The organism is Pseudomonas sp. C32 (genome assembly GCF_030417915.1).
Taxonomy (GTDB): domain Bacteria; phylum Pseudomonadota; class Gammaproteobacteria; order Pseudomonadales; family Pseudomonadaceae; genus Aquipseudomonas.
The window spans coordinates 1-25,142 of sequence record NZ_JAUHUK010000014.1 but is presented as its reverse complement, the minus strand read 5'-3'; the positions used below and the strand labels follow the sequence as shown (position 1 = coordinate 25,142).

Here is a 25,142-nt window from a genome sequence, read left to right as displayed (position 1 = left end):
TCAGGTGGCCGCGACTTTGCTTGGATCCGGGGTTTAACCCAAAGTTGTGAAATCGTTGGCGTGCAGGTCCTGAACGCCCACCAGTTGGATTTCGATCTCGGGTGTGGCCCCCGCATTCACACTGCCCTGAAGAATGCCATCGGCAAAACGCAGTTGGCCGGTGGCGTTGGCAGGGTCGAAGGCGTTACTGCCGATGAAGGTGAAGGCGTCGACAGCGACGGTCAGCGGGTTGGCGTCCAGGCCGGTGAAATCCAGGTGATCGCCCTCGGTGCTCTTGAAACCGTTGATCACATCACGCAAAGCCCCGACACCCATGTCCGACAGCGCACTGAACGCGAAGGTATCCGCGCCAGTACCTCCGGTGAGGTTGTCGGTGCCTGCACCGCCGATCAGCCGGTCATCGCCCGAACCACCCACCAGCGCATCGTTGCCCGCGCCACCGTTCAGAACGTTCGCGGCGCTGTTGCCCGACAGGCTGTCGGCGTAGGCGCTTCCCGTCAGGTTTTCGCAGGATTTCACGGTATCTAGCCCGGAACCCACGGTGTTTTGTTGCGCAGACGTTGAGAGGTTTACGGTCACGCCGGACAAGGCGCGGTCATAGGACACCGTGTCAATGCCATCGCGCCCGTCCAGCACGTTGTTGCCAGCTCCGGCGAACAGCGTGTTGTCCAGCGCATTGCCCGTACCATTGGCGGCGCCAGTGCTATCGACATACAGATGTTCGACGTTATTGCTGAGGGTAAAGGCCGCCAGGCTGCTGTGCACGCTGTCGATCCCACCAGGCGTTGCATTGCTGTTGGTCTCGATCACGGCGTCATCGGCATTGTCGACGTAATAGGTGTCGTTGCCATCGCCGCCGCTCAGGCTGTCGGCTCCTGCTGCACCATCAAGCACGTTGTTGGCGGCGTTGCCGGTGATGAAGTTTTGCCGCTCATTGCCGGTGCCGTTGATGGACGACACGCCGGTCAGCACCAGGTTCTCGAGATTGGCGCCCAGGGACCAACTGACCGAGGCCTGCACCGCATCGATCTGTGAGGTCGAGGTGTTGGTTTCCACCTCGCGGTCTGATGCGTTATCGACCACATAAATGTCGTTGCCATCGCCACCGGTCATGGTGTCGGCGCCCAGGTTTCCATCCAGCGTGTCGTTGCCCGAACTGCCCACCAGGGTATCCGCCTGAACAGTACCGGAAATCATGGTCCGGGCGTTGTCGAAAATGTCCTGCACGCCGTTGTTGTCGTTGGGGTTGCCCTGGAAGCCAAGGTCATAGGCGATGTAGTCGGCCAGCCGCTGGCCAACGATCTCTGCCGACTCTTCGTGCAGGTGCCAGACGTCGTCGGGATACGCCAGCGGCTCGACTTCATAGCGCAAGGGGAGGTCGGTGTAGTCCGCCGCCAGCTTGACGTCGGCACGCTCGGCGGCGATGGCTTCCTGGGCGGTCCGGACATAGCCAACGCCCTCGACGATGGAAGCAATCTTCTCCTCCGAATAACCACGGGCACGCGCCGCGTCCTGCTCGTAGTGACCGGTTTCCATCAAGTACACGTTGAAGTTGCCGAGTTGGGCATGCAGGTAATCAAACACCTTGAGGGTCGCGGCCTTGTAGGCCGCGGCGGCCGCTGCTTTGTCCGTGGCGCGGCCGATCTCCTGGGCCGGTTCCTCGCCCTGGCCCCAAATGATGCCCATGGTGACGTTACTGATCGATTGAAGTTCGGTGAGCTGGTCCCGCAGTAGCGTCACGGCGCGCAACAGCGCAGCCCCGGGTTGATTGGTGTCGGTCAGCCACCAGCACAACTTGAGTTCCTCGGCGCTCAGCGTCGACAGGCCGGTGACTGTGCTGCCGCCCACCGCAATGTCGATGCCGTTGCCATTGCCATCGGTGAACTGGTTGCGAACGTCGTAGGGGGTGTAGCGGTCCAGGTCGTTGACCAGCATCGAGGTGCCGGACTGATTGTCGTCCTCCGTCATGCGCAGTAGGCGCGCATTGGATTGGCCGAGGGTGGGCAGGTAGAGGATGTCCTGCTGGGCGCGCTCGCCGAACACGAAGTCGCTGGCGGTCAGGGTGTTGAGGTAGTTACCGCTGAGGGCAATTTCAAATCGATTGCCGTCGGCATCCGCTTCGGCGGACTTGATGTAGGTCTTGTCACCGGCCGCGTTGAGGGTGATGTACAACGTGCCATTGTGGCCATCGCCGAGGCCGAGAAAGCCCAGGCCCGAAACATCGATCTTGTCGACACCCACGGTGAAGTCATAAATCGAGTCGCTGGCCGTGATACCACCAGTGTCGTAGTCGCGGTAGCTGTCGAGCACGTTGCTGTAGCGGAAGGTGTCGGCACCCGCGCCGCCGTACAGCGAATCGCGCCCGGCGCCGCCGTCGAGCATGTCGTCGCCCGCGCCGCCACTGAGGCTGTCGTTACCCGCAAGGCCGAGCAGGGTATCAGCCGAATCGCTACCCAGCAGCGAGTCGCTGGCGCTGGTGCCGGTGATCACGCTATTGAAGATGAAGTTGCTGGCGGTCAGGGTGCTGGCGAAGTTGCCTGAGAGAATCAGCTCGAAGCGGTTACCGCTGGCGTCGGCATCGTAGTCCTTGATGTAAGTGCGATTGCTGCTGGCACTGTAGCTGACTTGCAGAGTGCCGCCACGGCCATTGCCCAGCCCGGTGAATCCGAGGCCGGCGAGATCGATCTTGTCCTGGGTGACGTCGAAGTCGGTGAGGGTGTCATCGAAGCTTGTGGTTGCGTTGCGGTAACTGTCGGACTGAGTGACAAAACGGAACGTGTCGGCGCCGGTACCGCCGGTGAGTTTGTCGAGGCCCGCACCACCCACCAGAATGTCGCCACCGGCACCGCCGTTGATCGTGTCGTTGCCGGCCCCGCCGTAGAAGATCTCGGTCGCGGAACTGCCCAGCAGGGTGTCGTTGCCAGCCGTACCTTGCACGATGGTCATCGGCACCGTGGCACTGACGTAGCTGCCGTCGCCATAGATCAGCGTGGCGCCGTTGCTGGTGTGGCTGATGGTGTTGCCAATAATGGCGTTGCGATCAGTGCCGTCTTCATTGCGCTCTGCAATGCCGTAGGTCGACAGGTTGCTGCCGATGATGACGTTGCCCTGGAGGGTGTTATCGCTGCCGTTGAAGTACTTGCCGGACACGCCCAGGGTGTCGTTGTACGACTGAATGATGATCTCCGGGACGGGGCTGCCCAGGGAATTGTTGTTGAGCGTGTTGTCGATGATCTCGACGTGGTTGCTGCCGTAGATGCGAATCCCGGCGCTGGCGTTGTCGTGAATGTCGACGCCGCTGACGGTCACCTCGCTGGACAGTTTGATCAACACCCCTTCGGCGCCGTTGCCGTACACCTCGCCGCCGGTGATGGTGATGTTGCTGGGGGAGGGGATGTCCTCGCTGCCGCGCTGCACCACGATGCCATTACCGCCGTTGCTGTAGGCAACGTTATTGGTGAGCGTGAAGTCGTGGGTGCTGGTAACGATGTTGAAACCGTGCCGGTCGTTGTCGTAGGCAACATTGTTTTCGAAGGTGCTGTCGCTGAGGAAGTCGGCAACGAATCCGTCCAGGCCGTTGCCGTGGGAGACGCTGTTCTTGATGACCATGTTGACGGTTTGCTCGTGAGGGTCAAAACCGTACCCGGAGCAATCCTTGATCTCGACGCTGTCGAGGGTGACGTTGGAGTCGTAGCCCGCTTCGCCGGGAATGTAGCCGTTGAACCAACCGTCGATCTTGCCCGTGGTGTTGTCACGGTTGCCGTCGATGGTGAGATTGCTGACGCCAAAGTCGTGGGTTTGCTCGCCATAGGCGGAGCGGATGACGCCGGTGATCTTGGTGTCGGAACCGTCAGCCACTTTGACAGTGGTTGCGCCCATGCCATCGCCGTACAGGTAGACGTTACTCTTGAGCATCAGGCAGCCGTCGGAAGGCTCCTCACCCCCCGAAACGATATAAGTTCCGGTCGGCGCATACACTTGCCCCCCGCCTGCAGCGGCCGCCGCATCAATTGCGCGTTGTATCGCCGCCGTGTCGTCAGTGATGCCATCTCCCTTGGCGCCAAAATCTCGTACATTGAAAATCATGAGTTTATCTCCGTATCAGGCGAAAACCTCGGTAAATGCCAATATTCCATCTGCAGTTACCGTTTTATGACCCGGAGGAGCTCAAAAGTTGTGACCGCACATCGGTCAGGCGTCAAAAAACAGATTTTACTGATTAACGGTTATAAAACATTTCGGAAAAATAACGTTTTGTTGACGACCGCTCGGGGAGCGAAGTCGCAGTGAACCAGCCAAAGAGTTGGCGGAAAATTGTCTGGAGTCGCAGAGAACTTCAAGAACAACGGCAGCAAGATGGGGATCAGTACGCTTAATCGGCTCTACGTCTACCGTGCGGTTTAGTGAGATACTGGCACTGTGACACTTTGGACTTCCCTTTTTACTGCATGGATTGCACCTCGTTTGAAAACCATAGCGCTTGCCTTTGCTCTAGTTATGCCCCTCGGCACCCCGTACGCTCTGCAAGTCGAGAAGCCCGAATGATGCTTACCAAACGGCGCAGCTCTTTGGTGGGGTTCATGCTTTTGGCGGTCGGTTTGGTGGGGTTTTCGACGTTGCTACTGCTGACGTCCGAGACTGAACGCCGGAAAACGCGTTTTTCAGAGTACGTACAGAACATTTCCGGCATCGTGCGCAACCAGCTCGATACCAATGAAGCGGTATTGTCGGGTTTTTCTGCATTTCTTCAGGCCGTCGACCAGAGCGATACGGAAGCAGCCGCTCGCTATGCGGCAGCGGTTTTATCCGCGTACCCTCATATTTACATGCTCGAGGCGGCGAGGGCGGTACCCGTCGCCGAGCAGGCAGCCTTTGAAAAACTGTTGAGACGCACCTGGCGTCCGGATTTTGCACTCAAGGATTTCCCGAGCCTGGCTCAGCAACCTGCCCAGCATCAGGTCAATCTCAATGAGACCTGGCCCGTGTTGTTCATGTACCCGCCAGCCCCGGAATCCAGTTCGATCTATGGCGTTCGGCTGGAAACCGTTGGGCATCTTTCATATGCACTGGCGCGAACCCGCAGCAATCAGAAACCCGTCGTATCACCCGTTTTCTCGATGTACGAAGGGGGTAATGCCTACATTCTGATGCAGTCTGTCAGTCGTACCGAGGATGCAAGAGAGAGCACGCGCCCCAACTTTTTCGGCAGCACGATGTTGTCGTTGCTTTTGATCAAAACGGACTCGCTATTGCAGGCCGTCAACGATGCGAACGTCGATCCTTTCGTCCATATCAGCGCTGTTCTGAAAACCGGGGCGGGTACAGAAAACAACGTGTTTTCTACAGAGACAGAGCAGGCTGGCGTCCTGGATCAGTTTTTCTTGCCGTGCCTGTCTGATCGGGTCGACATCAGAAACGCATCACAACCCATGACGTTGCTATTTGAGCGTCAACTGCGTTTCGGGGATGTTCTGACCGCCGAAACATGGGTGATTCTTGCCGTTCTGGCCGGGGCACTTGTCCTCATGCCACTTGTGTTGATCCGGCATTTCAAGGCAATAGAAAGGGCTGAAGTCGAGCACGAACGAGCAACGTATCTGGCAACCCATGACGTACTCACAGAACTGCCCAACCGCTACCTCTTTGCCGATCGTTTTGAGCAGGCCATCGGCCACTGGAAAATGGATGGGACGCAGTTTGCCGTGTTGTTGATCGACCTGGATCACTTCAAGGAAATCAACGACGAATGCGGCCATGAAGTCGGCGATCAAGTGCTTCGAACGGTCGCAAGTCGCATGCTTCAGGCGACCCGCTCGCGTGACACCGTCGCACGTTATGGAGGGGATGAATTCGTCATTCTGCTCACGGACATTACCAGCGCCGAGAGTGCGGAAAAAAAGGCGGAGAGGTTGTTTGGAGCCATCGCTCAGCCGGTCATGACAACCGCTGGCGAGCGAGCGCTCTCGTGCAGCATCGGGGTTTCGCTGTTTCCTGTTCACGGCCAGAGTCTCGACACGCTGCTTAAAACGGCGGATCAGTCCATGTATGGCGTCAAACAATTAGGTCGCAAAGGCATCGCAATGACTGAAACGCTAGAGGCCTGATCTGACGCAGAGATGATGGACTGCTTGCCGGCTGTGCTGCGTAACGGACCGAAACATGCGCTTTTGTAACGCGCCATGCATGAGTCCGTGCACCAATCGAAGGCGGCGCAGCGGGCTTTGCGTCCACTACCTCAGTCGTCTCGATGTGTTTTCCATGCCAGTTCGCTTTCCTGGACGTCTGGTTACCTCCAACTGACGTTTGCCTGGACCGCGGCTGCCGACTGGCACAAAGGCTGCAAGACCCGCATCGGATTTATCTGTACATATTTTCCTGGGCAGCCCGGTCAATGACGATCGAATGGGCTGACATGTCCGGAGTGATATCGGGTATGTAAGGCAGGCTTCAACACCACAAAAGAACAGGCAAAGGCGCCTGAAACCAAAAGGTTTCAGGCGTTTTTTTTTGATTTTTTAACCGTGATTCGCAGGGTAGGCACTTATGAAAACAGTCGCACAGTTGCTGAAACTGAAGGTCTTGCAAAACCAGCAGGTGCATAGCATCGCGCCGGATCAGACGGTGCTCGACGCACTGAAGATGATGGCTGAGAAGAACGTGGGTGCTTTACCTGTCATCGAGAAGGGTTTGGTTATCGGTGTTATCAGTGAACGCGACTATGCGCGCAAAGTCGTTCTACAGGGCCGATCTTCGGTGGGTACGCCGGTCAGGGCCATCATGAGCGCGCCCGTCGTGACGGCAGACAGTCGGCAGAGCATAGAGCGCTGCATGGTGGTCATGACCGACAGTCACCTACGTCATTTACCGGTGCTGGAGGGTGATCAACTGATTGGCCTTTTATCGATTGGTGATCTGGTGAAAGAAGCCATCGTCGAGCAAGCCAATCTGATCCGGCAGTTGGAGCACTACATTCGCGGAGATTAAAGCGACCAAGGGTAAGTGAATTCTCCCTCCCCACGAGTAAAGGCCTGATCGTCCGGTGGCGGGCGTGGGGTTTGACAAGGACGCGGCCCGTCAACCCCTGTGCCTCAGTAGTTGATGTCTGCCGCGTAGTGGCAAGCCACCTGCCGGCTGTCGAGCAGGCGCAGGGCCGGTTCTTCAGTGCTGCAACGCTCGGTGGCGTACGGGCAGCGCTTGTGGAAGGCGCAGCCGGACGGTGGGTTCAGCGGGTTGGGCAACTCGCCGACGATCTTGATTTTCGGCTTGTCCGGATCCGGGTGGATGGTCGGCGTCGCCGACAACAGGGCCTGGGTGTACGGGTGCAGAGGACGGGTGTAGATGTCCTCTTTCGGGCCCATTTCCACCGGGCGACCGAGGTACATCACCATCACGTGATCAGCGACGTGACGCACCACCGCCAGGTTGTGCGAGATGAACACGTAGGCCGTGTTGAACTATTGCGTCGACTCCGCCGGAGTCGAAGAGGCACGATGGTGCGACAGAGAGTATCTCGCGGCGGTAGATAATTCAGAGTCCTCAGGTCGTGTTTGCAATTCAGCTTTCAAGTACTTTCACGCTCGATCACCAGGCAATCCAGCAGATTTATCCGCTGCACCTTGCCCTCCACCGGCAGCACTCCCAGGCTTTCCAGCACTCGTGTCGCCGCCATTACACCGATCTCCAAGGCAGGTGGTTTGATAGTGCTTAAACTCGGGAGCAGCATTTCGGCAAACGGGTAATCGCCAAACCCAAGCACCGCGCAATCTCCGGGAATATTAAGCCCCGTGCGTTGCCCGGCCAGCAACCCGCCGGCTGCGAGGTTGTCGTTGGCGAAGATGATTGCATCGGGAGGGGCAGAGGCCTGCATGAGTGCTTCCATCGCCTGTTTTCCGGCTTCAAACGGCGCCAGACCCACCTCCGGCGCAAATACCCACGGTTCCAGTCCCAGTTCACGAACACAGGTGATGTAGCCATCGCGGCGCTCCAGCGCACTGAAATCACCGGCGGCACTGTTCTGCACGAAGGCAATTCGCCGATAGCCTTTGTCATGCAGGTAACGCGCGGCTGCCACACCCACGTCAAAGTGCGAAAACCCGATCTGCATCGGCCCGCGCTCCGGTTGGTAGTCCCAGGTTTCAATCACCGGGATGTCCGCTTCAGCGATCATTTTTTCGGTGCCAACGCTGTGGAAGTGACTGGTCAATACCAACGCCGCCGGCGACCAGCCAAGGAACGCCCGCACCGCACTTTCTTCCTGTTCGACACTGAAATAACTCGACGCCAAAAGCAGCTGATAACCGTTGCGACTGAGCGTGTCGCTGAAACCCTGAATAGTGTTGGCGAAGATCGGCCCGGAAATGTTCGGGATCACCATGCCGACGATTTTGCCGCGCGCCGAGGCCAACCCTCCGGCGACCAGGTTTGGCACGTAGCCCAATTGCGCAACCACGGCAGCGATGCGCTCGCGTCGCTCAGGCGATACCTGCTCCGGCTGGTTGAAGAAGCGCGAAACGGTGATGGCCGAGACTCCGGCCTGTCGCGCCACGGTGTTGAGGGTAACGCGGCCGGCGCCTCGGCGTTTACGAGGTAAATTTTCGCTCAACTCGCAATCCTTTTAAAAACTAAATGATATATAAAACTAATTTATTAGTATTTGACGATCTATGTAGCGGTTGTTGATACTGTCGATGTTAGCGCTACCAATGCGTTTTGTCTGCTACTCGCTCGAGCGAATGCCCAAGACATATTTCAGACGCTGTCGTCGCAGAACGGCAGCGGTTCAGGGCACACTTTCGAGCGGGTAGACCATGGGCAATTTTCCTGGGGCAAGAAACACATTGGCGCATTCGATTCGCGCTGCGGGGTGGTTATTTACCGGCTTAGCCGTGTTGCCGTCTGGTAATGCGTTCGCCGCCGACAACAGTGAGCCGACGCTTACATCCGTCACAGTCACCGCAACTCGTCGCGAAGAATCGCTGCAAAAAATCCCGGTGGCGGTGTCAGTCGTCGATGGCGAACAGCTGGAGCGAGACAACCGTAACAGCGTATCGAGCATCGTCCAGCAAGTACCGTCGCTGAATTTTCGTACCGGTGCCTCGAACAAGGACACCTCGTTGTTTGTGCGTGGCGTGGGGACGATATCCACTTCCCCTGGCGTTGAACCGACCGTGGCTACGGTGATCGATGGCGTGGTCTACGCTCGCCCAGGTCAAACGACCCTTGACCTGCTGGATCTGGAACGGATCGAAGTCCTGCGTGGCCCGCAAGGCACGCTGTTCGGCAAGAACGCTTCGGCCGGCGTACTCAATATCATCAGCCGGGCACCGACCGCCGAAACCCAAGGTTACATCGACCAATCGAACTACAGTGGCAACGAAAGCCGTACCCGTTTCGGTCTCGGTGGCAGTCTGATTCCTGACACTTTGAAGGGCTCGATCACCACCTTGTTCGGCAGCTATGACGGCAACGTCGATAACGAGCACAACGGTCAGGAGGTCAATGGCTACAACCACAAAGGCGCACGCGGCAAACTTGAGTTCACGCCTAACGATGACCTCAAGCTCACCTTTATCGCGGACTACATGCAGTCCCATGACGATGCACCGAATGGTGTGGTCAGCGAGTCACTGACGCCGGCCTTTGCAAATGCGTTGAGCCCGGTGCGGGCGTCCAGCGACAACCGCAAGATCAATACTGACACGCGCAGCCACGTCGATGACATCAACAAGGGCCTCTCTGGCCAACTCGACTGGAGTCTTGGCGATTACACACTGACCTCGATCACCGCGTGGCGTGGCTGGGATAACACCCAATATCAGGATGGTGATCGTCTAAGCACCATCACCGCCGCTTTTCCAGGCTCAGCCGACATAGGCGATCTGGCGTTCGATCAGTATTCGCAAGAGCTGCGCCTGGCGTCACCGAAGGGCGAGTTCCTGGAGTACGTTGGTGGCCTGTTCTACATGCACGGCAAGGACGATGAAACCTATCAGCGCACGTTGACCACTCCCACAAGCGTCAACCGTGGTATCGCCGATTACAGCACCAGCAACGATAGCTACGCGGTCTTCGGCGAAAGCACGCTGAACTTCACATCGGCCGTTCGTGGCATCGCCGGTCTGCGCTGGACGCATGACGATCTGGAATACGATCACCGCCGGGTTTCCACTTCGGCGACCGCCGTCACCGGCATCCAACCGGGCACCAGCAGTTCCGGGTCAGTGGACGAAGACGGCTGGTCAGGTCGGCTTGGCCTGCAATACGACCTGACCGATACAGTAACCACTTATCTGACCTATTCGCGGGGCTACAAAGGCCCGGCCTACAACGTGTTCTTCAACATGCAGCCGCGTGATACCGACGCACTGAAGCCGGAAACGTCCAACAACTGGGAGCTGGGGATCAAGGCCACGTCCTGGAACAATCGCCTGATCACGAACGTCGCGGTATTCCACAGCGAGTACGACAACTACCAGGCGAACTTCTTCGACACCGTGGCAGGGCAAGTGGTGACCCGTCTGGTCAACGCCGGCAGTGTCAGCACCGAAGGCGTCGAACTCGACTACGCCTTGCAGGCCACCCAGCAATTGAAGTTTTCCGGCGCGCTGGCTTACACCCATGCACGCATTGACGAGTTTACCTGCCCACCGGGTGCTGCAGCGTCGTGCAACGTCAATGGCAAGCCGCTTCCGTACAGTCCGGACTGGAAGAGCTACGTGCGCGCCGACTACAGCATCCCGCTGGATAACGGTCTGGATGTCGAACTGGGTACCGACTTCAGCTGGCAGAGCGAAGTGCAGTACGACATCAGTCAGAATCCCGACACCAAACAGGGCGCCTACGGGATCTGGAATGCCAGCATCGCTCTGGCTGACTACAACAACGGTTGGCGAGTAGCGCTGCTCGGCAAAAACCTCGCGGACAAGTCCTATTCACCAATGCTGGCCACTGGCGGCAACTACATCTACCGCGCCGTGCCACGGGACGACGAACGCTATTTTGGTGTGCAACTGCACAAGGACTTCTGAACATGACTCGACAGCTGAAACTGGGGGCCTTTCTCATGGCCGGCGGGCATCACATCGCCGCATGGCGACACCCCGAAGTGCCGGCCGACGCCGGGCTGGATTTCACCCATTACAAACGCCTGGCGCAGATTGCTGAAGCCGCGAAGTTTGACGCCTTGTTCGTCGCCGATAGCGTCGCCGCGCCGAGGGATGAAATTGCCAGCCGCATGGCACGCTCGGCTTACTTTGAGCCGCTGACGTTGCTTTCAGCCTTGAGTGTGGTGACCGAAAATATCGGTCTGATCGCCACGACCACCACCAGCTACAACGAGCCGTACCACGTAGCGCGCAAATTCGCTTCCTTGGATCACCTGTCCGGCGGGCGAGCGGGGTGGAATTTGGTGACCTCGGATAACGCTGCCGAAGCACAAAATTTCGGCCGGTACGAACACATTGGGCACGCTGATCGCTACAGCCGCGCCCGTGAGTTTTGTCAGGTCGTCACGGGGCTGTGGGACAGTTGGGAAGACGACGCGTTTATCCGCGACAAGACGAGCGGCGGCTATTACGACCCGGCCAAGTTGCATGTGCTGGATCACGTGGGTGAACACTTCCGGGTCAAGGGGCCGCTGAACGTTGCGCGCTCCCCGCAAGGACAACCGGTGATTGTGCAGGCCGGCTCCTCTGAGGTCGGCCGCGACCTGGCGGCGCAAACGGCGGAGCTGGTATTCACGGCACAAACTTCGTTGGCCAATGCCCAGGCGTTTTACGCCGATCTCAAAGGCCGTTTGAGCCAGTACGGCCGCAGCCATGACTCCCTGAAAATCATGCCCGGCGTTTTTGTAGTGGTCGGGTCAACGGAAGAGCAAGCGCAGGAAAAATTTCAAACATTTCAGCGATTGGTCGAGCCTGAAGTTGGCGTTGCTTTGCTTGGGCGCATGCTGGGCAACTTCGACCTGTCGAAATATCCACTGGACGGGCCGCTCCCGGACTTGCCGCTCACAGAAAGCGGCCAGCAGAGCCGGCAGAAACTGCTGACAGAGTTGGCAGGCCGGGAAAACCTCAGCCTCGCCGAACTGGGCAGAAAAATTGCCGGTGGTCGCGGGCATTACAGTCTGGTGGGCACACCGGTGCAGATCGCCGACCGACTGCAGGAATGGTTCGAACAAGGCGCGGCCGATGGATTCAACGTGTTGGTGCCGCACCTTCCTGGTGGTCTGGAAGATTTCGCCAACGAGGTAGTGCCGGAGCTGCAACGTCGAGGACTTTTCAGAACCGAGTACGAAGGCCGTACTTTGCGCCAGAACCTGGGGCTGGTTAGGCCTTCAAACAAATTTATCCAGCCTCGCCCCCCATTTCCAGACAACCAGGAAATAGCTCAATGACTTACATCGCTGCCGAAAACCGCTACGACTCCATCCCTTATCGTCGCGTGGGTCGCAGCGGCCTGGTGCTGCCAGCGCTGTCCCTGGGCCTGTGGCACAACTTTGGCGACAGCACGCCGATCCACACCCAGCGCGCGTTGTTGCGCACGGCATTCGACTTGGGCATCAACCACTTTGACCTGGCCAACAACTACGGCCCGCCGTACGGCAGCGCCGAGATCAATTTCGGTCGATTGCTGCGTGAAGACTTCAAGCAGTATCGCGACGAGTTGATCATTTCCAGCAAGGCCGGTTGGGACATGTGGCCCGGCCCATACGGTCAGGGCGGCGGCTCGCGCAAGTACGTGCTGGCCAGCCTCGATCAAAGCCTGCAACGCCTGGGCCTGGATTATGTGGACATCTTCTACTCCCACCGTTTCGACCCGGACACCCCGCTGGAAGAAACCGCCAGCGCCCTGGCCACGGCGGTGCAGCAGGGCAAGGCGTTGTACATCGGCATCTCCTCATATTCAGGAGTGAAAACCCGCGAAATCGCGGCGTTGCTCAAAGAGTGGAAAGTCCCATTGCTGATACACCAACCGGCGTACAACCTGCTCAATCGCTGGGTGGAAAAGGACTTGCTGGACATCACCGACGGACTTGGCGCCGGGGTGATTGCCTTCACGCCGCTGGCGCAGGGGTTGCTGACCGACAAGTACCTCAACGGCGTACCGGCGGATGCGCGGGTCAACCGTCCGGGCGGCGCTTCGTTGCAGGCGTCGCACTTGTCCGAAGCCAACATTGCCCAGGTGCGGGCCCTCAACGAAATCGCCAAGCGTCGCGGTCAGACCCTGGCGCAGCTGGCATTGGCCTGGACGCTTCGAGATCCACGGGTGACGTCAGCGCTAATCGGTGCAAGTCGACCGGAGCAGATCATAGAGAACGTAGGAGCGTTGAAGAATCTGCGCTTTAGTACGGAGGAACTGGCAGAGATTGACCGATTTGCCCGAGAGGGCGGGATCAATCTTTGGGAAAGGCCGTCGACTGCTGAATAAATAAAAGCCCAACTCAGGCGTTCTCCCAGATTTCAAACAGCGAGACAAAGATGACATTTCTAAAAGTTTTTTTTACGGGGTTAGCACTGTTCAGTCTGACAAACTCCGTAATGGCAGCAGACCCTGCAACCCTGAGAATCGGCTACCAGAAAGGCTCGATTGCCTTATTACTCGCTAAAGAGCACGGGCTTTTGGAGAAGCGTTTTCCTCAAACGGCAGTGCAGTGGATTGAATTTCCTGCCGGGCCGCAGATGCTGGAAGCGATCAACGTCAATGCGCTGGACATTGGCTCCACCGGGGACATCCCGCCGTTATTCGCGCAAGCGGCGGGAGCCGATCTGGTCTACATCGGAACCGAGCCGCCAAAACCACAAGCGGAAACCATATTGGTACGCGCTGACAGCCCGCTAAAAGACATTGCCGACCTAAAAGGCAAAAAGGTGGCATTTCAGCGCGGATCCAGTTCACACAACCTGATACTTAGGGCGTTGAATAAGGCCGGTTTGAGCTACCAGGACATCCAGCCTATGAACCTGCCTCCCGCTAATGCGCGTGCAGCCTTCGAACAGGGCAGCGTAGATGCCTGGGCAATTTGGGAGCCTTACTCCTCGCTTGCCTTGAGTCAGGGCAATGTGCGCGTGCTTGCCAACGGCGAAGGTTTGAACCTGTCAGGCCCTGTGTACACCGCACGACGCGCCTACGCGCAAGCCAATGGCTCTTTTGTCCACGCGCTGCTCGATGAGCTTACTGCCGCCGAAGAGCTGACCCGCAGCCAACGGGAAGAAAGCCTGAAGGTGGTAAAAAAATACATGGGACTGCCCGACAGTGTGATTGCCAGCTACCTCGATAATCGGCCGCCTTCTCCAATACTGCGCATTGATGAAAACATCATCAATGCGCAGCAAATGACGGCCGATCTGTTTTATCAAAACAAGCTTCTGCCCAAGAAAGTAGATGTGCGTGACGCGGTATGGAACGAGTCCAATTGAGCACGAATATGGCCAATCTCCAGAACTCCAACACTGCTTTCGAAGTGTTCCGACATCCGCTGCGTGGCGGCTAATTGCTCGATCTTGGTCAGGTCTTGCGCAAATGGGGAATGCGCCGAGAGATGATTAGCCAGAGCTTCACGACGCGGTCCGAATTTCGCCAACTCGAAAAAACCTCGCCGAACAGCTCCGTACATCGTCACTTGGCACCATCGATGCCGTGCCCAATACGCAATTAACCTTTGATCCGGCAATCCGGCAGAGTCTGGATTTCGTGCTGAACTCAATCGCATATTGATCAGGAGGGATCATCATGGCCACGATGAAAGCGGCAATTTTCGTCGAAAAAAACCGGATCGTGCTCGACGACAAACCCATTCCTGAAGTCGGGCCCCTCGATGCGTTGATTCGCATAACAACCACCACGATCTGTGGTACCGACGTGCATATACTGCGTGGCGAATACCCTGTAGCCAAAGGCCTGACAGTCGGTCATGAGCCAGTCGGCATCATCGAGCGGCTCGGTTCGCAGGTACTCGGTTTTGTCGAAGGCCAGCGGGTGATCGCGGGCGCGATTACCCCCAGTGGACAGAGTTATGCTTGCCTGTGCGGCTGTGGCTCACAGGATGGCCCGGATACCCGGCATGGCTTTCGGGCCACCGGTGGCTGGAAGTTCGGCAATATCATTGATGGTTGCCAGGCTGAATATGTATTGGTGCCAGATGCGTTGGCCAATCTATGTCCGATACCGGACGGTCTCAGCGACGAACAGGTGCTGATGTGCCCGGACATCATGTCCACCGGCTTTTCTGGAGCCGAGCGAGGAGGGGTGGAAATCGGCGATACCGTGGCGGTATTCGCCTTGGGGCCAATTGGGCTCTGCGCGGTGGCCGGTGCACGGCTTAAAGGCGCAACCACGATTATTGGAGTCGATGCAGTCACCGAACGTATGAACGTCGCTAAAAAACTGGGGGCGACGCATGTCGTCAACTTCAAGGACGGTGATGTGGTTGAACAAATCATGGCCCTGACGCAGGGGCGTGGTGTCGATGTGTCCATCGAAGCATTGGGGACTCAGGGGACTTTTGAGTCGGCATTGCGGGTTCTGCGTCCGGGCGGTCGACTTTCCAGCCTCGGGGTTTACTCCAGTGACCTGAAAATCCCGCTAGACGCTTTCGCCGCTGGTCTAGGGGATTACAGCATCATCACCACCCTATGTCCCGGCGGTAAGGAACGCATGCGACGCTTGATGGCGGTGGTGGAAAATGGCGGGGTGGACTTGTCGCCGCTCGTGACGCATCGCTACAAACTCGATGACATCGAAGAGGCGTATGACCTGTTTGCGCATCAACGCGACGGGGTGATGAAAGTTGCAATTACCCCGTGAGGATCTTTGGGCGCAGGCGGTTTGTACGAGCGTTAGGGATTTCATGCCCTGCACCAAATTGGCAATCGTCCGGCCGCGCCATCTTGCGTAATTGCATGGAGTTCGCCCCCGCATTTGCATTGCCACTGGCCAGTCAATTGCACAAGTGCTGCCCCATCGATTGCACTCGACTTGACCAGCGTGCGCACGTTCCGCCATGAAAGCTATAGCCTGGGGTGGGATGTTTTTGTCTTTGTCGCCATAAACAAACAACGATGGAATGGTTTCCCGGGCGCAATGGCTGGTCGGTGGGCACTGATGCAACGAAGGCTGCAGTCCCACACGAAGTGGGAACGATCAACCTCAATCAAACTGCTTTGATGCGTTGGCGATGCGCTGGTACTTACGCAGCTGCCGGTTAGCGCTGCGGATATCCAGAAACAGTATCTCTCCGCTACGCCAGAGCAGCATCCACGCGGTGACGGTAACGACGCCCACGGGGATGGTGCCTTCAATACCCAGAGCCGTGCCTGCCAGCGCCAAGGCTAGTGCCAAGCCCAAGAGTGTCAGCGCTACCAGCCGCTGGGAGCGAATATCCACTCTGAGTTGTTCGCTCTTTTCCGCAAAGGTATTGCTGATGGCTTGCTGCAGGCGTTCTCGCTCATCTTCCGGGCAGCGAATCTGCAGGCACAATTCGTGGTGGTACCAGGCGCTATCCGACAGGTAATCCACCAGTTCGGGGCTTAGCTTGGGGTTGTCCGGCGAGGCAAACGGATTGAGGTAATCGTGGGTGATCGTCAGGTCGATTTTTTTAGTCATAACGAACCTTTACCTGGTTGAGTTGTGGGCGGAGGCTTTAGTGTTCGAGGTAAAGCTAGTCGCAAGACAGCTACTCTGCTTGATCGGCAGTCGCACGCGCTGTTGTAGGAGCGGATTTATCCGCAATGCGTTGGCTGAATGTGCGCCGCGACCCGCCTTACAAATGCACAATGCGGCCTCACCAGTGACCAGCAGGAGAGTGCCCTGTGGGCGATTTACGTCGAATCGGATTTGGATGCCACGGCAGGATCGGGATGGAAGCGCCTTCGCATATATAAGGTGCTCGAAAGGTTGAATATTGATGAATTGGATTAATGGATCCATTGATCGTTATTTATCACATAAACCTTGACTAAAATCCGACTAATCCGATCAAATGGATCCATAACAACAAGCCTGCTCCGGAGATTCGCATGTATCCGAAAAACACCTGGTATGTCGCCTGCACCCCCGACGAGATCGCTAGCAAGCCCCTTGGGCGGCAAATATGCGGTGAGAAAATCGTTTTCTATCGAGGCCATGAAGGGCGCGTTGCCGCCGTCGAGAATTTTTGCCCACATCGAGGCGCCCCCCTTTCGCTTGGGTATGTCGAGAATGGCAACCTGGTCTGTGGGTATCACGGCCTGGTAATGGGCTGTGACGGCAAAACCGTCGAAATGCCAGGTCAGCGCGTCCGGGGCTTTCCGTGCAACAAGACCTACGCGGTTGAAGAGCGTTACGGTTTTATCTGGGTCTGGCCTGGGGAGCAGGGCAAGGCTGACCCAGACCTGATCCATCATCTGGAATGGGCTGTCAGCGATGAGTGGGCCTATGGCGGTGGGCTTTTCCATATCAACTGCGACTATCGACTGATGATCGATAACCTGATGGATCTCACCCACGAAACCTACGTGCACGCCTCCAGCATTGGCCAGAAAGAGATCGATGAAGCGCCGCCGGTCACAACCGTTCAGGGTGACGAAGTGGTCACCGCACGGCACATGGAAAACATCATGGCACCACCGTTCTGGCGCATGGCCCTGCGTGGCAACAACCTGGCCGACGACGTGCCGGTAGACCGTTGGCAGATCTGCCGCTTCAGTCCGCCTAGTCACGTCTTGATCGAAGTGGGCGTGGCTCATGCTGGCAAGGGCGGTTACAACGCTGAGCCGCAACACAAAGCCGCGAGCATAGTGGTCGACTTCATTACACCGGAAACCGAGACCTCGATCTGGTACTTCTGGGGTATGGCACGCAACTTCAATCCGCACGACAAAGCCCTGACCGACACCATCCGCGAGGGCCAGGGGAAGATTTTCAGCGAAGACCTCGACATGCTCGAACAGCAGCAGCAAAACCTGCTGGCCAATCCTGAGCGTAACTTGCTCAAGCTCAATATTGATGCCGGTGGCGTGCAGTCCAGGCGCGTGCTGGAACGCCTCATTGCCCGTGAGCGAGCACCGGCTGTCGAGCTGATTGCTGCGGTGAAATAGCGAAAGGGAGCGCCCTTGAGCAATACGCCAGTCCACTCCCATTGATCTGTTCGCGGCCACTGCGGTGGCCGGACTTGAAGGTTCGCCATGATTGAAGTCGTCGTGACATCCCGCAACAACGAAGCGTTGGATATTTGCAGCTACGAGTTGACCTGTGCACAGGGCGGGGCATTGCCCAGCTTCAGTGCCGGGGCTCATATCGACGTGCACCTGCCCAGCGGACTGATCCGCCAGTACTCACTGTGCAATCACCCGCAAGAGCGCCATCGCTATCTGATCGGTGTGCTCAAGGACGCTGACTCGCGCGGTGGTTCTCAGAGCATGCATGAGCAGATCAACAGTGGCGATCGGCTGTTCATCAGTGAACCGCGGAACCTCTTCCCGCTGGTGGGTGAGGCTCGGCGCAGCCTGTTGTTCGCTGGCGGCATAGGCATCACTCCGATTCTCTGCATGGCCGAGCAACTGGCCCACAGCGGTGACGATTTCGAGCTGCATTACTGTGCTCGCTCCAGTGAGCGTGCGGCATTTGCCGACCGACTCAAAGGGGCCTCCTTTTCCGATCGCGTGCACCTGCATTTCGATGAAGAGGCCGATTCGCGTCTGGATGCCGCCAAGATCCTGGCTAATCCGGGCCCGGACTTGCACCTGTATGTCTGTGGCCCTTCAGGGTTCATGCAGTTTGTGCTCGACAGCGCCAAGGCCCAAGGTTGGAGCGATGGGCAGTTGCACCGTGAATACTTCGCCGCAGCGCCGGTGGATACCCGTGGCGATGGGACGTTCCAAGTCAAGCTTGCCAGTAGCGGGCAGGTGTTCGACATTCCAGTCGACAAGACGGTGGTTCAGGTGCTGGAAAGCCACGGTGTCGAGATTGCAATTTCCTGTGAGCAGGGCGTCTGTGGAACCTGCTTGACCCGTGTGCTGGAGGGGGTGCCGGATCACCGTGACCTGTTCCTCACCGAAGAAGAGCAGGCGGCAAACGATCAGTTCACACCCTGCTGTTCAAGGGCTAAATCGGCGCTATTAGTGCTGAATCTTTGACCAAGCCGGTTATTCGCCGCGCGCGATCACTTTCATCCGTTCGCTATTGCTGATCGCGCCGAATACCTCGGCGTAACGCAGGGTCGCATTGGCGTGTTCACGCATAATGGCCTCAGCGCGTGCGCCCTGGCGACTGATCAGCGCGTCGAAGACCGAGTGGTGTTGCATGTGAGCGAAGTTGAAGCGCCGGTATTCGCGTGCCATGTCTTCACGATCGATAGCGAGCGCTGAGACTGAAGCGAAGGGCCGATGGTCGTTTCGTGACAGGGCTTCGGCAATGGCAGGGTTGGCGCTACTTTCGACGATCACCTGATGAAAGCGCATGTTGAGGTCATGGAAGGCCTCAAGGTCTTCTTCTGTCACATAGCCTTTGTCGAACAACGCATCGCCTTGTACCAGGCATTCCTGAAGCGCCGCCTGTGCTTGCTCGCTCAATCCGCGTTCGGCGCTCTGCCGCGCTGCCAGCCCCTCCAGTACCCCGCGCACTTCAACGGCTCCGGCGATATCGTCGGCGCTCACCGAACGCACCTGATAGCCCCGTCCGCCATGGCGCACCAGTAGACCTTCCTGTTCCAGAGTAAGGAAGGCCATGCGCACCGGCATGCGCGAGACGCCGAAGCGTTCCGCCGTCGGAATCTCCATCAGCCGCTCGCCAGCCGCCAGCTCTCCCGAAGCGATCATTTTGCGCAGTGCGACTAGCACCATTTGACCCGGTTTGCTCATGCAGGCGACTTCCAGAAAGTGGTTCGCCATAGTAACGCAAGGAAGGGGGGGGATGCAGGGGCGACTAGCGCCCCTGGCGGGAGGATCAGAGAGACAGTGGGTAGCTGACGATCACGCGGGTCTGATCGAAATCACTGTTGAAGCTGCGACGGTTGGTGGCGTTGTTGACCCGCACGCTAAGGTTTTTCATCGGGCCACTTTGCAAGGTGTAGCTGACCTCGGTGTCACGTTCCCATTCCTTGCCATTGCTACCCGCCTTGGTGGTGGCGTTCTCGCCGTGACCATAGCGGGTCATCAGCAGCAAGCCGGGGATGCCGGCGGCTACGAAGTTGTAATCATAGCGAGCCTGCCAGGAGCGCTCGTCGGCGTTACTGAAGTTGCCGTTGAACATGTCGTTGCCCAAGGTGCGCCCACTACTGCCATACACGGACATCCAGCTGGTATCGCCGCTGACCTTTTGCAGTCCCAGATACAACGTATGGCCACCCAGGTTGGCCGAGAACAGCCCGTAGCCAGTAGTACTTTGCACGTTACCAATACGGGCGCTGCCGTCATCGTTATCGATGAAGTAGCCCAGATTCGCGCCGAGAGTCCAGTCACCAAACTTCTGCTTATGTAGCAGGTTCAGATAGCTTTGTTGATAAATGTCTTCGAGTTGCGAGTGCCAAGCGCCAATCAGGGTTTGTTGCTCGTTGAAACGATATTCAGCACCCGCATAGTTGAAACTGTCTGACGTAACGGTGGGCGCAGCCCAGGCAGAGAGGTCTTGCATGTTTGAGGAATTACGCAGGCTCGTGGCGGTGTATTGCCCACCCTGCAGGCTCAAGCCGGGTAGCTCTCGGGACACCAGCATGGTGCCTTGGAAGGTCTGTGGCAGTAGGCGTCCGTCATCGTAGCGCAGCAGCGGAACATCGGGCATGAGCTCGCCCAGAAATAGCTCAGTGTCAGAAAAGCGCATTTTTGCGGCCACCCCTGCACGCCCATAGCTGTCGGCGGAGTGACCATCTGCATGCACCGGCAGCAAGTCGGAACCGCTGGTCTGACGGCTGCTGTCGAGCTTGATACCCAGCATCGCTATACCGTCAAGGCCAAAGCCTAGAACGCCAGGGGTGTAACCGGAATTGAACTTGAGGATAGCGCCCTGGGCCCATTCTTCTACCTTGCTCTTGCTGGCGCCGGGATCGTTGTAGTCACGATTGAAATAGTAATTTCGCAGCAACAGACTGGTCTTGGAATTCTCGAAAAAGCCGCTGCTCTCGGCATACGCTGAAGGTAATAAGGCAAGCGCTATTGCACCGCCGAGCAGGGCCCGGGGGAGAGGAAGGTAAGTCATTATTGTTGTATTCCTGGGGGTAGTAGTCAGTAGCGAGGCAAGGCCTCGCTACCTCTTTGCATTGCGTCAGGCGTGGCTGAGCTCGGCAGCAGGTTGCACTTGGGTGTTGAGCTTGAGTAGCAGCAACACGGCGGCGGCAATCACGAAAACCACGGCAAAAACCCCGTACAGGTGCAGTGGCTGCCAACCGCTGTCCAGCAACAGGCCGGCGACGGTCGGCGAAAGGATCGCGCCGATGCGTCCGATACCGATGCCCCAACCGACCCCTGTTGTCCGAACTGAAGCGTCGTAGACAATCGGCGAAAGCGCGTACAAGCCAGCCACGCAACCGTTGGCAAAGAGCCCGATCAACAGGCCCAGGCCGAGAGCCATTGATACGGATGAAGCGGAACCGACGAACAGTACCAGCAGGCCCGCGGTAATCAGCATGAACAGCGACAGCACCCGGGTCAGCCGCCAGCGCGAGGCCATGCCACCAATCAGCGCCGCGCCGAAGATACCGCCGACGCTCAACAGCACGCCGCCGCTGATGCCTTGCTGTGCCGATAGCCCTGCTGAAACCAGCAGTTTCGGCGTCCAGCTCATCACGAAGTAGAAGCCGAACATCACCAGGAAGAACAGCAGCCAGATCAGCAGGGTGGTGCGCCGTGAATCAGGCGAGAGCAACTGCGCCAGGCGCCCACGGCCTGAAATCGGCGCGGAGATGGCGACGGGCAGTTCGCGCAGTGCTGGCTGGCCGAGGCGGGCGGCCAGTCGATTGATGCGTGCCAAGGCATTCTCGGGGCGGCGGGCGATCAGAAAGTCCAACGACTCAGGCAAGTACATCAATACCAGTGGAATCACCGCCAGGGTCACGGCTCCACCGAATAGGAAAACCGAACGCCAGCCAAAGTGCGTCAGCAGCCACACCGACAACAGCCCGCCCAAGGTCGCACCCAAGGCATAACCGGTGGATTGCAGGCTCACCGCCAGGCCTCGCCAGCGTTTGTTGGCATATTCACTGGCAATCACGTTGCTGCTGGCCAGGATTCCGCCGATACCCAAGCCAGTCAACCCACGCAACAACGCCAGCTGCACCGGTGTCTGGCTCAGTGCCGACAACAGCATGCCGGCCCCGGAGAGCAGCAGGCAAAACAGGATCAATGGCCGACGACCATAGCGATCCGCCCACGGCGCAATAAACAAAGAACCTGCTGCCATGCCAAACAGCCCGGCACTCAACAGCAGCCCGATCTGCGCGCCATTCAAGCTCCATTCGGCAGACACCGAGGAAGCCGTGAAGGCCATTACCAGCACGTCGAAACCATCGATCATGTTCAGAACAATACAGATGCCCACGGCCAACCATTGGAACCGCGCCATGGGACGCTCATCTACCACGCTCTTCAGATCGACACTCATGGCTGCCCCTCGAGATGAGGCTGCGTAAAGTTAAAGCGAGGGAGGCACACGAAGGTGGGTGCAAGCCGAAGCTTGTGCCCGATTGAGAAGTGATTCATCACGACACCCTATTATTTTTATGAGCGGGACAGGCGCAGTACCTGACACCGTGCGGGGCCAGTCAATCAATTTATGGATCCACTGTGAAGAGTCATTACATGTATTTTTGTCTGATTTTTTTATAAAAGTAATAAAACCTTTAAAAACAATACGTTAACATTTTTTAAATTGTTCGATAATCGAACATGGATGAGGGGTGGTCAAATAAAGGATCCATTGCTATCGGCTGAGTCGGCTAGTAGGGGGCTATGTAGATACCGAAATCCTGATGGATACGGAAGCGCGTTATGATGAGTTGCTGAAGGTTGCTGACGATTATCGATGCCGAGGGATTATTGATAGATCAGAGCGCAACACATTGATTGAGATTGCAACGGCGGCCAACGCGCGATCGGTAGCAGACCTTTCAGCGTAAAACATTGGGCCTTAGCGATGTTTCTTGCTTGGCCAGTTTCAGTATGTCGTGACCGGCAGAAGTCGACCCAAAGCGGTCAATGAGTTACCCGCGATAGCAGCACCGAGTGGTTATCCAGTGGCAGGGTGAAGGCAGTTTCTCTCACCGCGCCTGTATCCCATAAATGCGGGCCCTCTGTGTCTATCGGTACCATCGCCCGAATGATACGGTCTGCATTTATTGCATTTCGATGAGGCAACAATGGATCTCACTGCAATCCCATTTGGTACCACCGATTGGTCAACGATAGAGCCGGTGGCACATGCCGGTCAGACAGGCACAGCCTATTGGCGTACCTGCCAGTTTGGTTCAGCGCGTGTGCGGATGGTCGAATACAGCCCTGGATATCTGGCCGATCACTGGTGTTGGAGGGGGCACATCCTGTTGTGCCTGGAGGGTCAGTTGCATACAGAACTGGAAGATGGTCGTCAGTTCACACTGACGCCAGGCATGAGCTATCAGGTGGGCAATAATGCTGAGGGACATCGGTCATTCACTACGATCGGGGCGAAGTTGTTCATTGTGGATTAGTCGTGGGGGCGACCTGTAAAACGCCCCCCCCCCAATCCGTTGGCAGCTGATGCGTCCGCAATCTGGGGTCTGAAATACTCCTGTGCGGATGACTGCTCCTGGCCGATAGCGGAGTCACCCCACGTCTCGCGGTCGATTCAATACTCAGGTCAGCTGTCGTACTCCCAGGCCCAGAATCAGACTACCGCACAGGCGATCAATCACTTTCCGAGCCTTCTGATACTCAGAGGAAATCGTTGGTTGCGACAAAGCCACCGCAACCAGTCCATACCAGGTCAGCGAAACGACCACCACAACCGCCAGCATTGAGACGAAGGTGCTGACCGAGGGGTGGGTGGGGGCTGCTGCTGAAAAGACGGCGGCGTAGAAGGCTATGGATTTAGGATTGCCGATGTTGGTGACGACACCCTGAAAGAAAGATTTCCGGACGCTGCCAGCCGGGCCCTCGCAAGGCCGTAAGGCGGGATGCTTGCCTGCTTTAATGATCAGGCGTATGCCAAACCACATCAGGTACGCCGCACCCATTATCTTCACAACCAGTACCGCCCATGGGAAGGCTGCAAACACAAGGCCTAGGCCTGTGATCGCACAACCAGACCAGAGCAGGTTCACGATCACTATACCGGCGACTAAGGCCAGCGCCTCGGCACGTGTCGCGGCTACTGCCTTGTGAACAACGGCGACGAAATTCGGCCCCGGAACCACTACGCCTGCCAGATAAACCCAGAAAACAGTGAGCACCGCGGAACTGTCGAACATTTCGATCCCTCTTAGCGCTGATCGGTATCAGCGTCTGGTTGAAGATTTCATCACGTTTTTCGCCGCGAGAGCATCAATGCTAGCGGCCGAAGGGGCCGACAGTCAGACACAGATTCCACAATAAACTCCGATACAGTGACCTTTTATGCTGAGTAAGTCCTGCCCGGCGATGAGGCGGTCAGGGATCGCTATGGCCAGGCGAGGAATACTTCGCGATAAGGGCGGATGTGTGCTGCCTCCAGGTAGTCCAAGATTTCCGCCGCATCCCCACGTGGTGAAGCAAGATTGCCCCACCTATAAATCTGTAAAAATCTCGCGTAGGCAATTGGTTCGAGAGGAACAGACTGGTTCAGTGACATCTCGGCAATTGGCTCAATTCGACGTTGGCGCCAACATACTCGACCTTCACTGACATGATCATGTCTCCTAGGTGTGAGCCAAGGGTTAAAAGTGGATTTCAGCGGTTTTGAGGCCTAGGTCTCGAAGCTCGGCAATCAAGTCATCCAGATGCCCGAAAGACTCGACCTCCTCGTTGTCATCAACCAAGAAGAAACTCCTGCCCGCGTCCTTCTTGAAGAACACAATCCACTCCTTGGGGTTGGTCGGGTTCGCGATCACATGGGAGTCGAAGGTCACGCCTTCGGCATGTTTGGTTTTCACAGTTTTACGATTCATATCGTCACCACGCTACGCGCGCTCTCAAAATTATCTATTTTCAGTGTATGCCCGCCAG

The 25,142-nt window shown here is 57.4% G+C and carries 19 protein-coding genes and 2 pseudogenes; 11 read left to right on the top strand and 10 right to left on the bottom strand.

Annotation, left to right across the window (positions count from 1 at the left end; translation table 11 throughout):
* Window positions 1–33: 33 nt before the first annotated feature.
* Window positions 34–4,086: a glycosyl hydrolase family 28-related protein gene (locus QYH43_RS17045; protein WP_301157525.1), complete on the bottom strand. Its 4,053-nt coding sequence runs from the start codon at window positions 4,084–4,086 to the stop codon at window positions 34–36.
* Window positions 4,087–4,544: 458 nt separating this feature from the next.
* Here QYH43_RS17045 and QYH43_RS17040 point away from each other — a divergent pair, with 458 nt between their 5' ends.
* Window positions 4,545–6,104 carry a diguanylate cyclase gene (locus QYH43_RS17040; protein ID WP_301157675.1) on the top strand — a complete coding sequence of 520 codons (1,560 nt, stop codon included), beginning with the start codon at window positions 4,545–4,547 and terminating at the stop codon, window positions 6,102–6,104.
* Window positions 6,105–6,543: 439 nt separating this feature from the next.
* Window positions 6,544–6,984 carry a CBS domain-containing protein gene (locus QYH43_RS17035; RefSeq protein ID WP_095056174.1) on the top strand — a complete coding sequence of 147 codons (441 nt, stop codon included), beginning with the start codon at window positions 6,544–6,546 and terminating at the stop codon, window positions 6,982–6,984.
* A gap of 104 nt (window positions 6,985–7,088) precedes the next feature.
* On the opposite strand, the pseudogene QYH43_RS17030 reads toward QYH43_RS17035, so the two are convergent.
* Window positions 7,089–7,460, bottom strand: a pseudogene (locus tag QYH43_RS17030) (oligopeptide/dipeptide ABC transporter ATP-binding protein); the annotation flags it as partial.
* A 101-nt stretch (window positions 7,461–7,561) separates the two neighbouring features.
* A complete protein-coding gene (locus QYH43_RS17025) occupies window positions 7,562–8,602 on the bottom strand; it encodes a LacI family DNA-binding transcriptional regulator (protein WP_301157523.1) in 1,041 nt (346 codons plus the stop codon).
* Between the two features lie 205 nt (window positions 8,603–8,807).
* Between QYH43_RS17025 and QYH43_RS17020 the strand changes: the two genes are divergently transcribed.
* The 5 genes from QYH43_RS17020 (at window position 8,808) to QYH43_RS17000 (ending at window position 15,801) form a co-directional block, all read left to right on the top strand.
* Complete coding sequence (locus QYH43_RS17020) at window positions 8,808–11,027, top strand: TonB-dependent receptor (RefSeq protein WP_301157521.1); 2,220 nt, start codon at window positions 8,808–8,810, stop codon at window positions 11,025–11,027.
* Between the two features lie 2 nt (window positions 11,028–11,029).
* A complete protein-coding gene (locus tag QYH43_RS17015; protein WP_095152206.1) occupies window positions 11,030–12,391 on the top strand; it encodes an LLM class flavin-dependent oxidoreductase in 1,362 nt (453 codons plus the stop codon).
* A complete protein-coding gene (mgrA, locus tag QYH43_RS17010; RefSeq protein WP_301157519.1) occupies window positions 12,388–13,425 on the top strand; it encodes an L-glyceraldehyde 3-phosphate reductase in 1,038 nt (345 codons plus the stop codon). The genes QYH43_RS17015 and mgrA overlap by 4 nt, the downstream gene beginning before the upstream one ends.
* Before the next feature lie 50 nt (window positions 13,426–13,475).
* Window positions 13,476–14,414 (top strand): sulfonate ABC transporter substrate-binding protein, encoded by a 939-nt coding sequence (locus QYH43_RS17005; RefSeq protein ID WP_095152204.1) that lies wholly within the window; start codon window positions 13,476–13,478, stop codon window positions 14,412–14,414.
* Between the two features lie 313 nt (window positions 14,415–14,727).
* A complete protein-coding gene (locus QYH43_RS17000; RefSeq protein ID WP_301157517.1) occupies window positions 14,728–15,801 on the top strand; it encodes an NAD(P)-dependent alcohol dehydrogenase in 1,074 nt (357 codons plus the stop codon).
* Between the two features lie 165 nt (window positions 15,802–15,966).
* On the opposite strand, the pseudogene QYH43_RS16995 reads toward QYH43_RS17000, so the two are convergent.
* Window positions 15,967–16,062 (bottom strand): annotated as a pseudogene (locus QYH43_RS16995) (alpha/beta hydrolase); the annotation flags it as partial.
* Between the two features lie 81 nt (window positions 16,063–16,143).
* Window positions 16,144–16,599, bottom strand: a complete 456-nt coding sequence (locus QYH43_RS16990) for a hypothetical protein (RefSeq protein ID WP_301157516.1) — start codon at window positions 16,597–16,599, stop codon at window positions 16,144–16,146.
* 413 nt (window positions 16,600–17,012) lie between these two features.
* On the opposite strand from QYH43_RS16990, the gene QYH43_RS16985 reads away from it, so the two are divergent.
* Both QYH43_RS16985 and QYH43_RS16980 read left to right on the top strand, forming a co-directional pair.
* A complete protein-coding gene (locus QYH43_RS16985; protein ID WP_301157514.1) occupies window positions 17,013–18,071 on the top strand; it encodes an aromatic ring-hydroxylating dioxygenase subunit alpha in 1,059 nt (352 codons plus the stop codon).
* Window positions 18,072–18,158: 87 nt separating this feature from the next.
* Window positions 18,159–19,109, top strand: a complete 951-nt coding sequence (locus tag QYH43_RS16980; protein ID WP_095056183.1) for a PDR/VanB family oxidoreductase — start codon at window positions 18,159–18,161, stop codon at window positions 19,107–19,109.
* Window positions 19,110–19,118: 9 nt separating this feature from the next.
* Here QYH43_RS16980 and QYH43_RS16975 read toward each other — a convergent pair whose 3' ends face one another.
* The 3 genes from QYH43_RS16975 to QYH43_RS16965 form a co-directional block, all read right to left on the bottom strand.
* Window positions 19,119–19,832 (bottom strand): GntR family transcriptional regulator, encoded by a 714-nt coding sequence (locus tag QYH43_RS16975; protein WP_007945095.1) that lies wholly within the window; start codon window positions 19,830–19,832, stop codon window positions 19,119–19,121.
* An 85-nt stretch (window positions 19,833–19,917) separates the two neighbouring features.
* Window positions 19,918–21,165, bottom strand: a complete 1,248-nt coding sequence (locus QYH43_RS16970; RefSeq protein ID WP_095056184.1) for an OprD family porin — start codon at window positions 21,163–21,165, stop codon at window positions 19,918–19,920.
* A 66-nt stretch (window positions 21,166–21,231) separates the two neighbouring features.
* A complete protein-coding gene (locus QYH43_RS16965; protein WP_095056185.1) occupies window positions 21,232–22,566 on the bottom strand; it encodes an MFS transporter in 1,335 nt (444 codons plus the stop codon).
* A gap of 367 nt (window positions 22,567–22,933) precedes the next feature.
* Between QYH43_RS16965 and QYH43_RS16960 the strand changes: the two genes are divergently transcribed.
* Complete coding sequence (locus tag QYH43_RS16960) at window positions 22,934–23,080, top strand: hypothetical protein (protein WP_301157511.1); 147 nt, start codon at window positions 22,934–22,936, stop codon at window positions 23,078–23,080.
* A 240-nt stretch (window positions 23,081–23,320) separates the two neighbouring features.
* Window positions 23,321–23,650: a DHCW motif cupin fold protein gene (locus QYH43_RS16955; RefSeq protein ID WP_301157509.1), complete on the top strand. Its 330-nt coding sequence runs from the start codon at window positions 23,321–23,323 to the stop codon at window positions 23,648–23,650.
* A 144-nt stretch (window positions 23,651–23,794) separates the two neighbouring features.
* Here QYH43_RS16955 and QYH43_RS16950 read toward each other — a convergent pair whose 3' ends face one another.
* Window positions 23,795–24,409: a LysE family translocator gene (locus tag QYH43_RS16950; protein WP_301157508.1), complete on the bottom strand. Its 615-nt coding sequence runs from the start codon at window positions 24,407–24,409 to the stop codon at window positions 23,795–23,797.
* A gap of 444 nt (window positions 24,410–24,853) precedes the next feature.
* Window positions 24,854–25,084 carry a hypothetical protein gene (locus QYH43_RS16945; RefSeq protein WP_095056216.1) on the bottom strand — a complete coding sequence of 77 codons (231 nt, stop codon included), beginning with the start codon at window positions 25,082–25,084 and terminating at the stop codon, window positions 24,854–24,856.
* Between the last annotated feature and the right edge of the window lie 58 nt (window positions 25,085–25,142).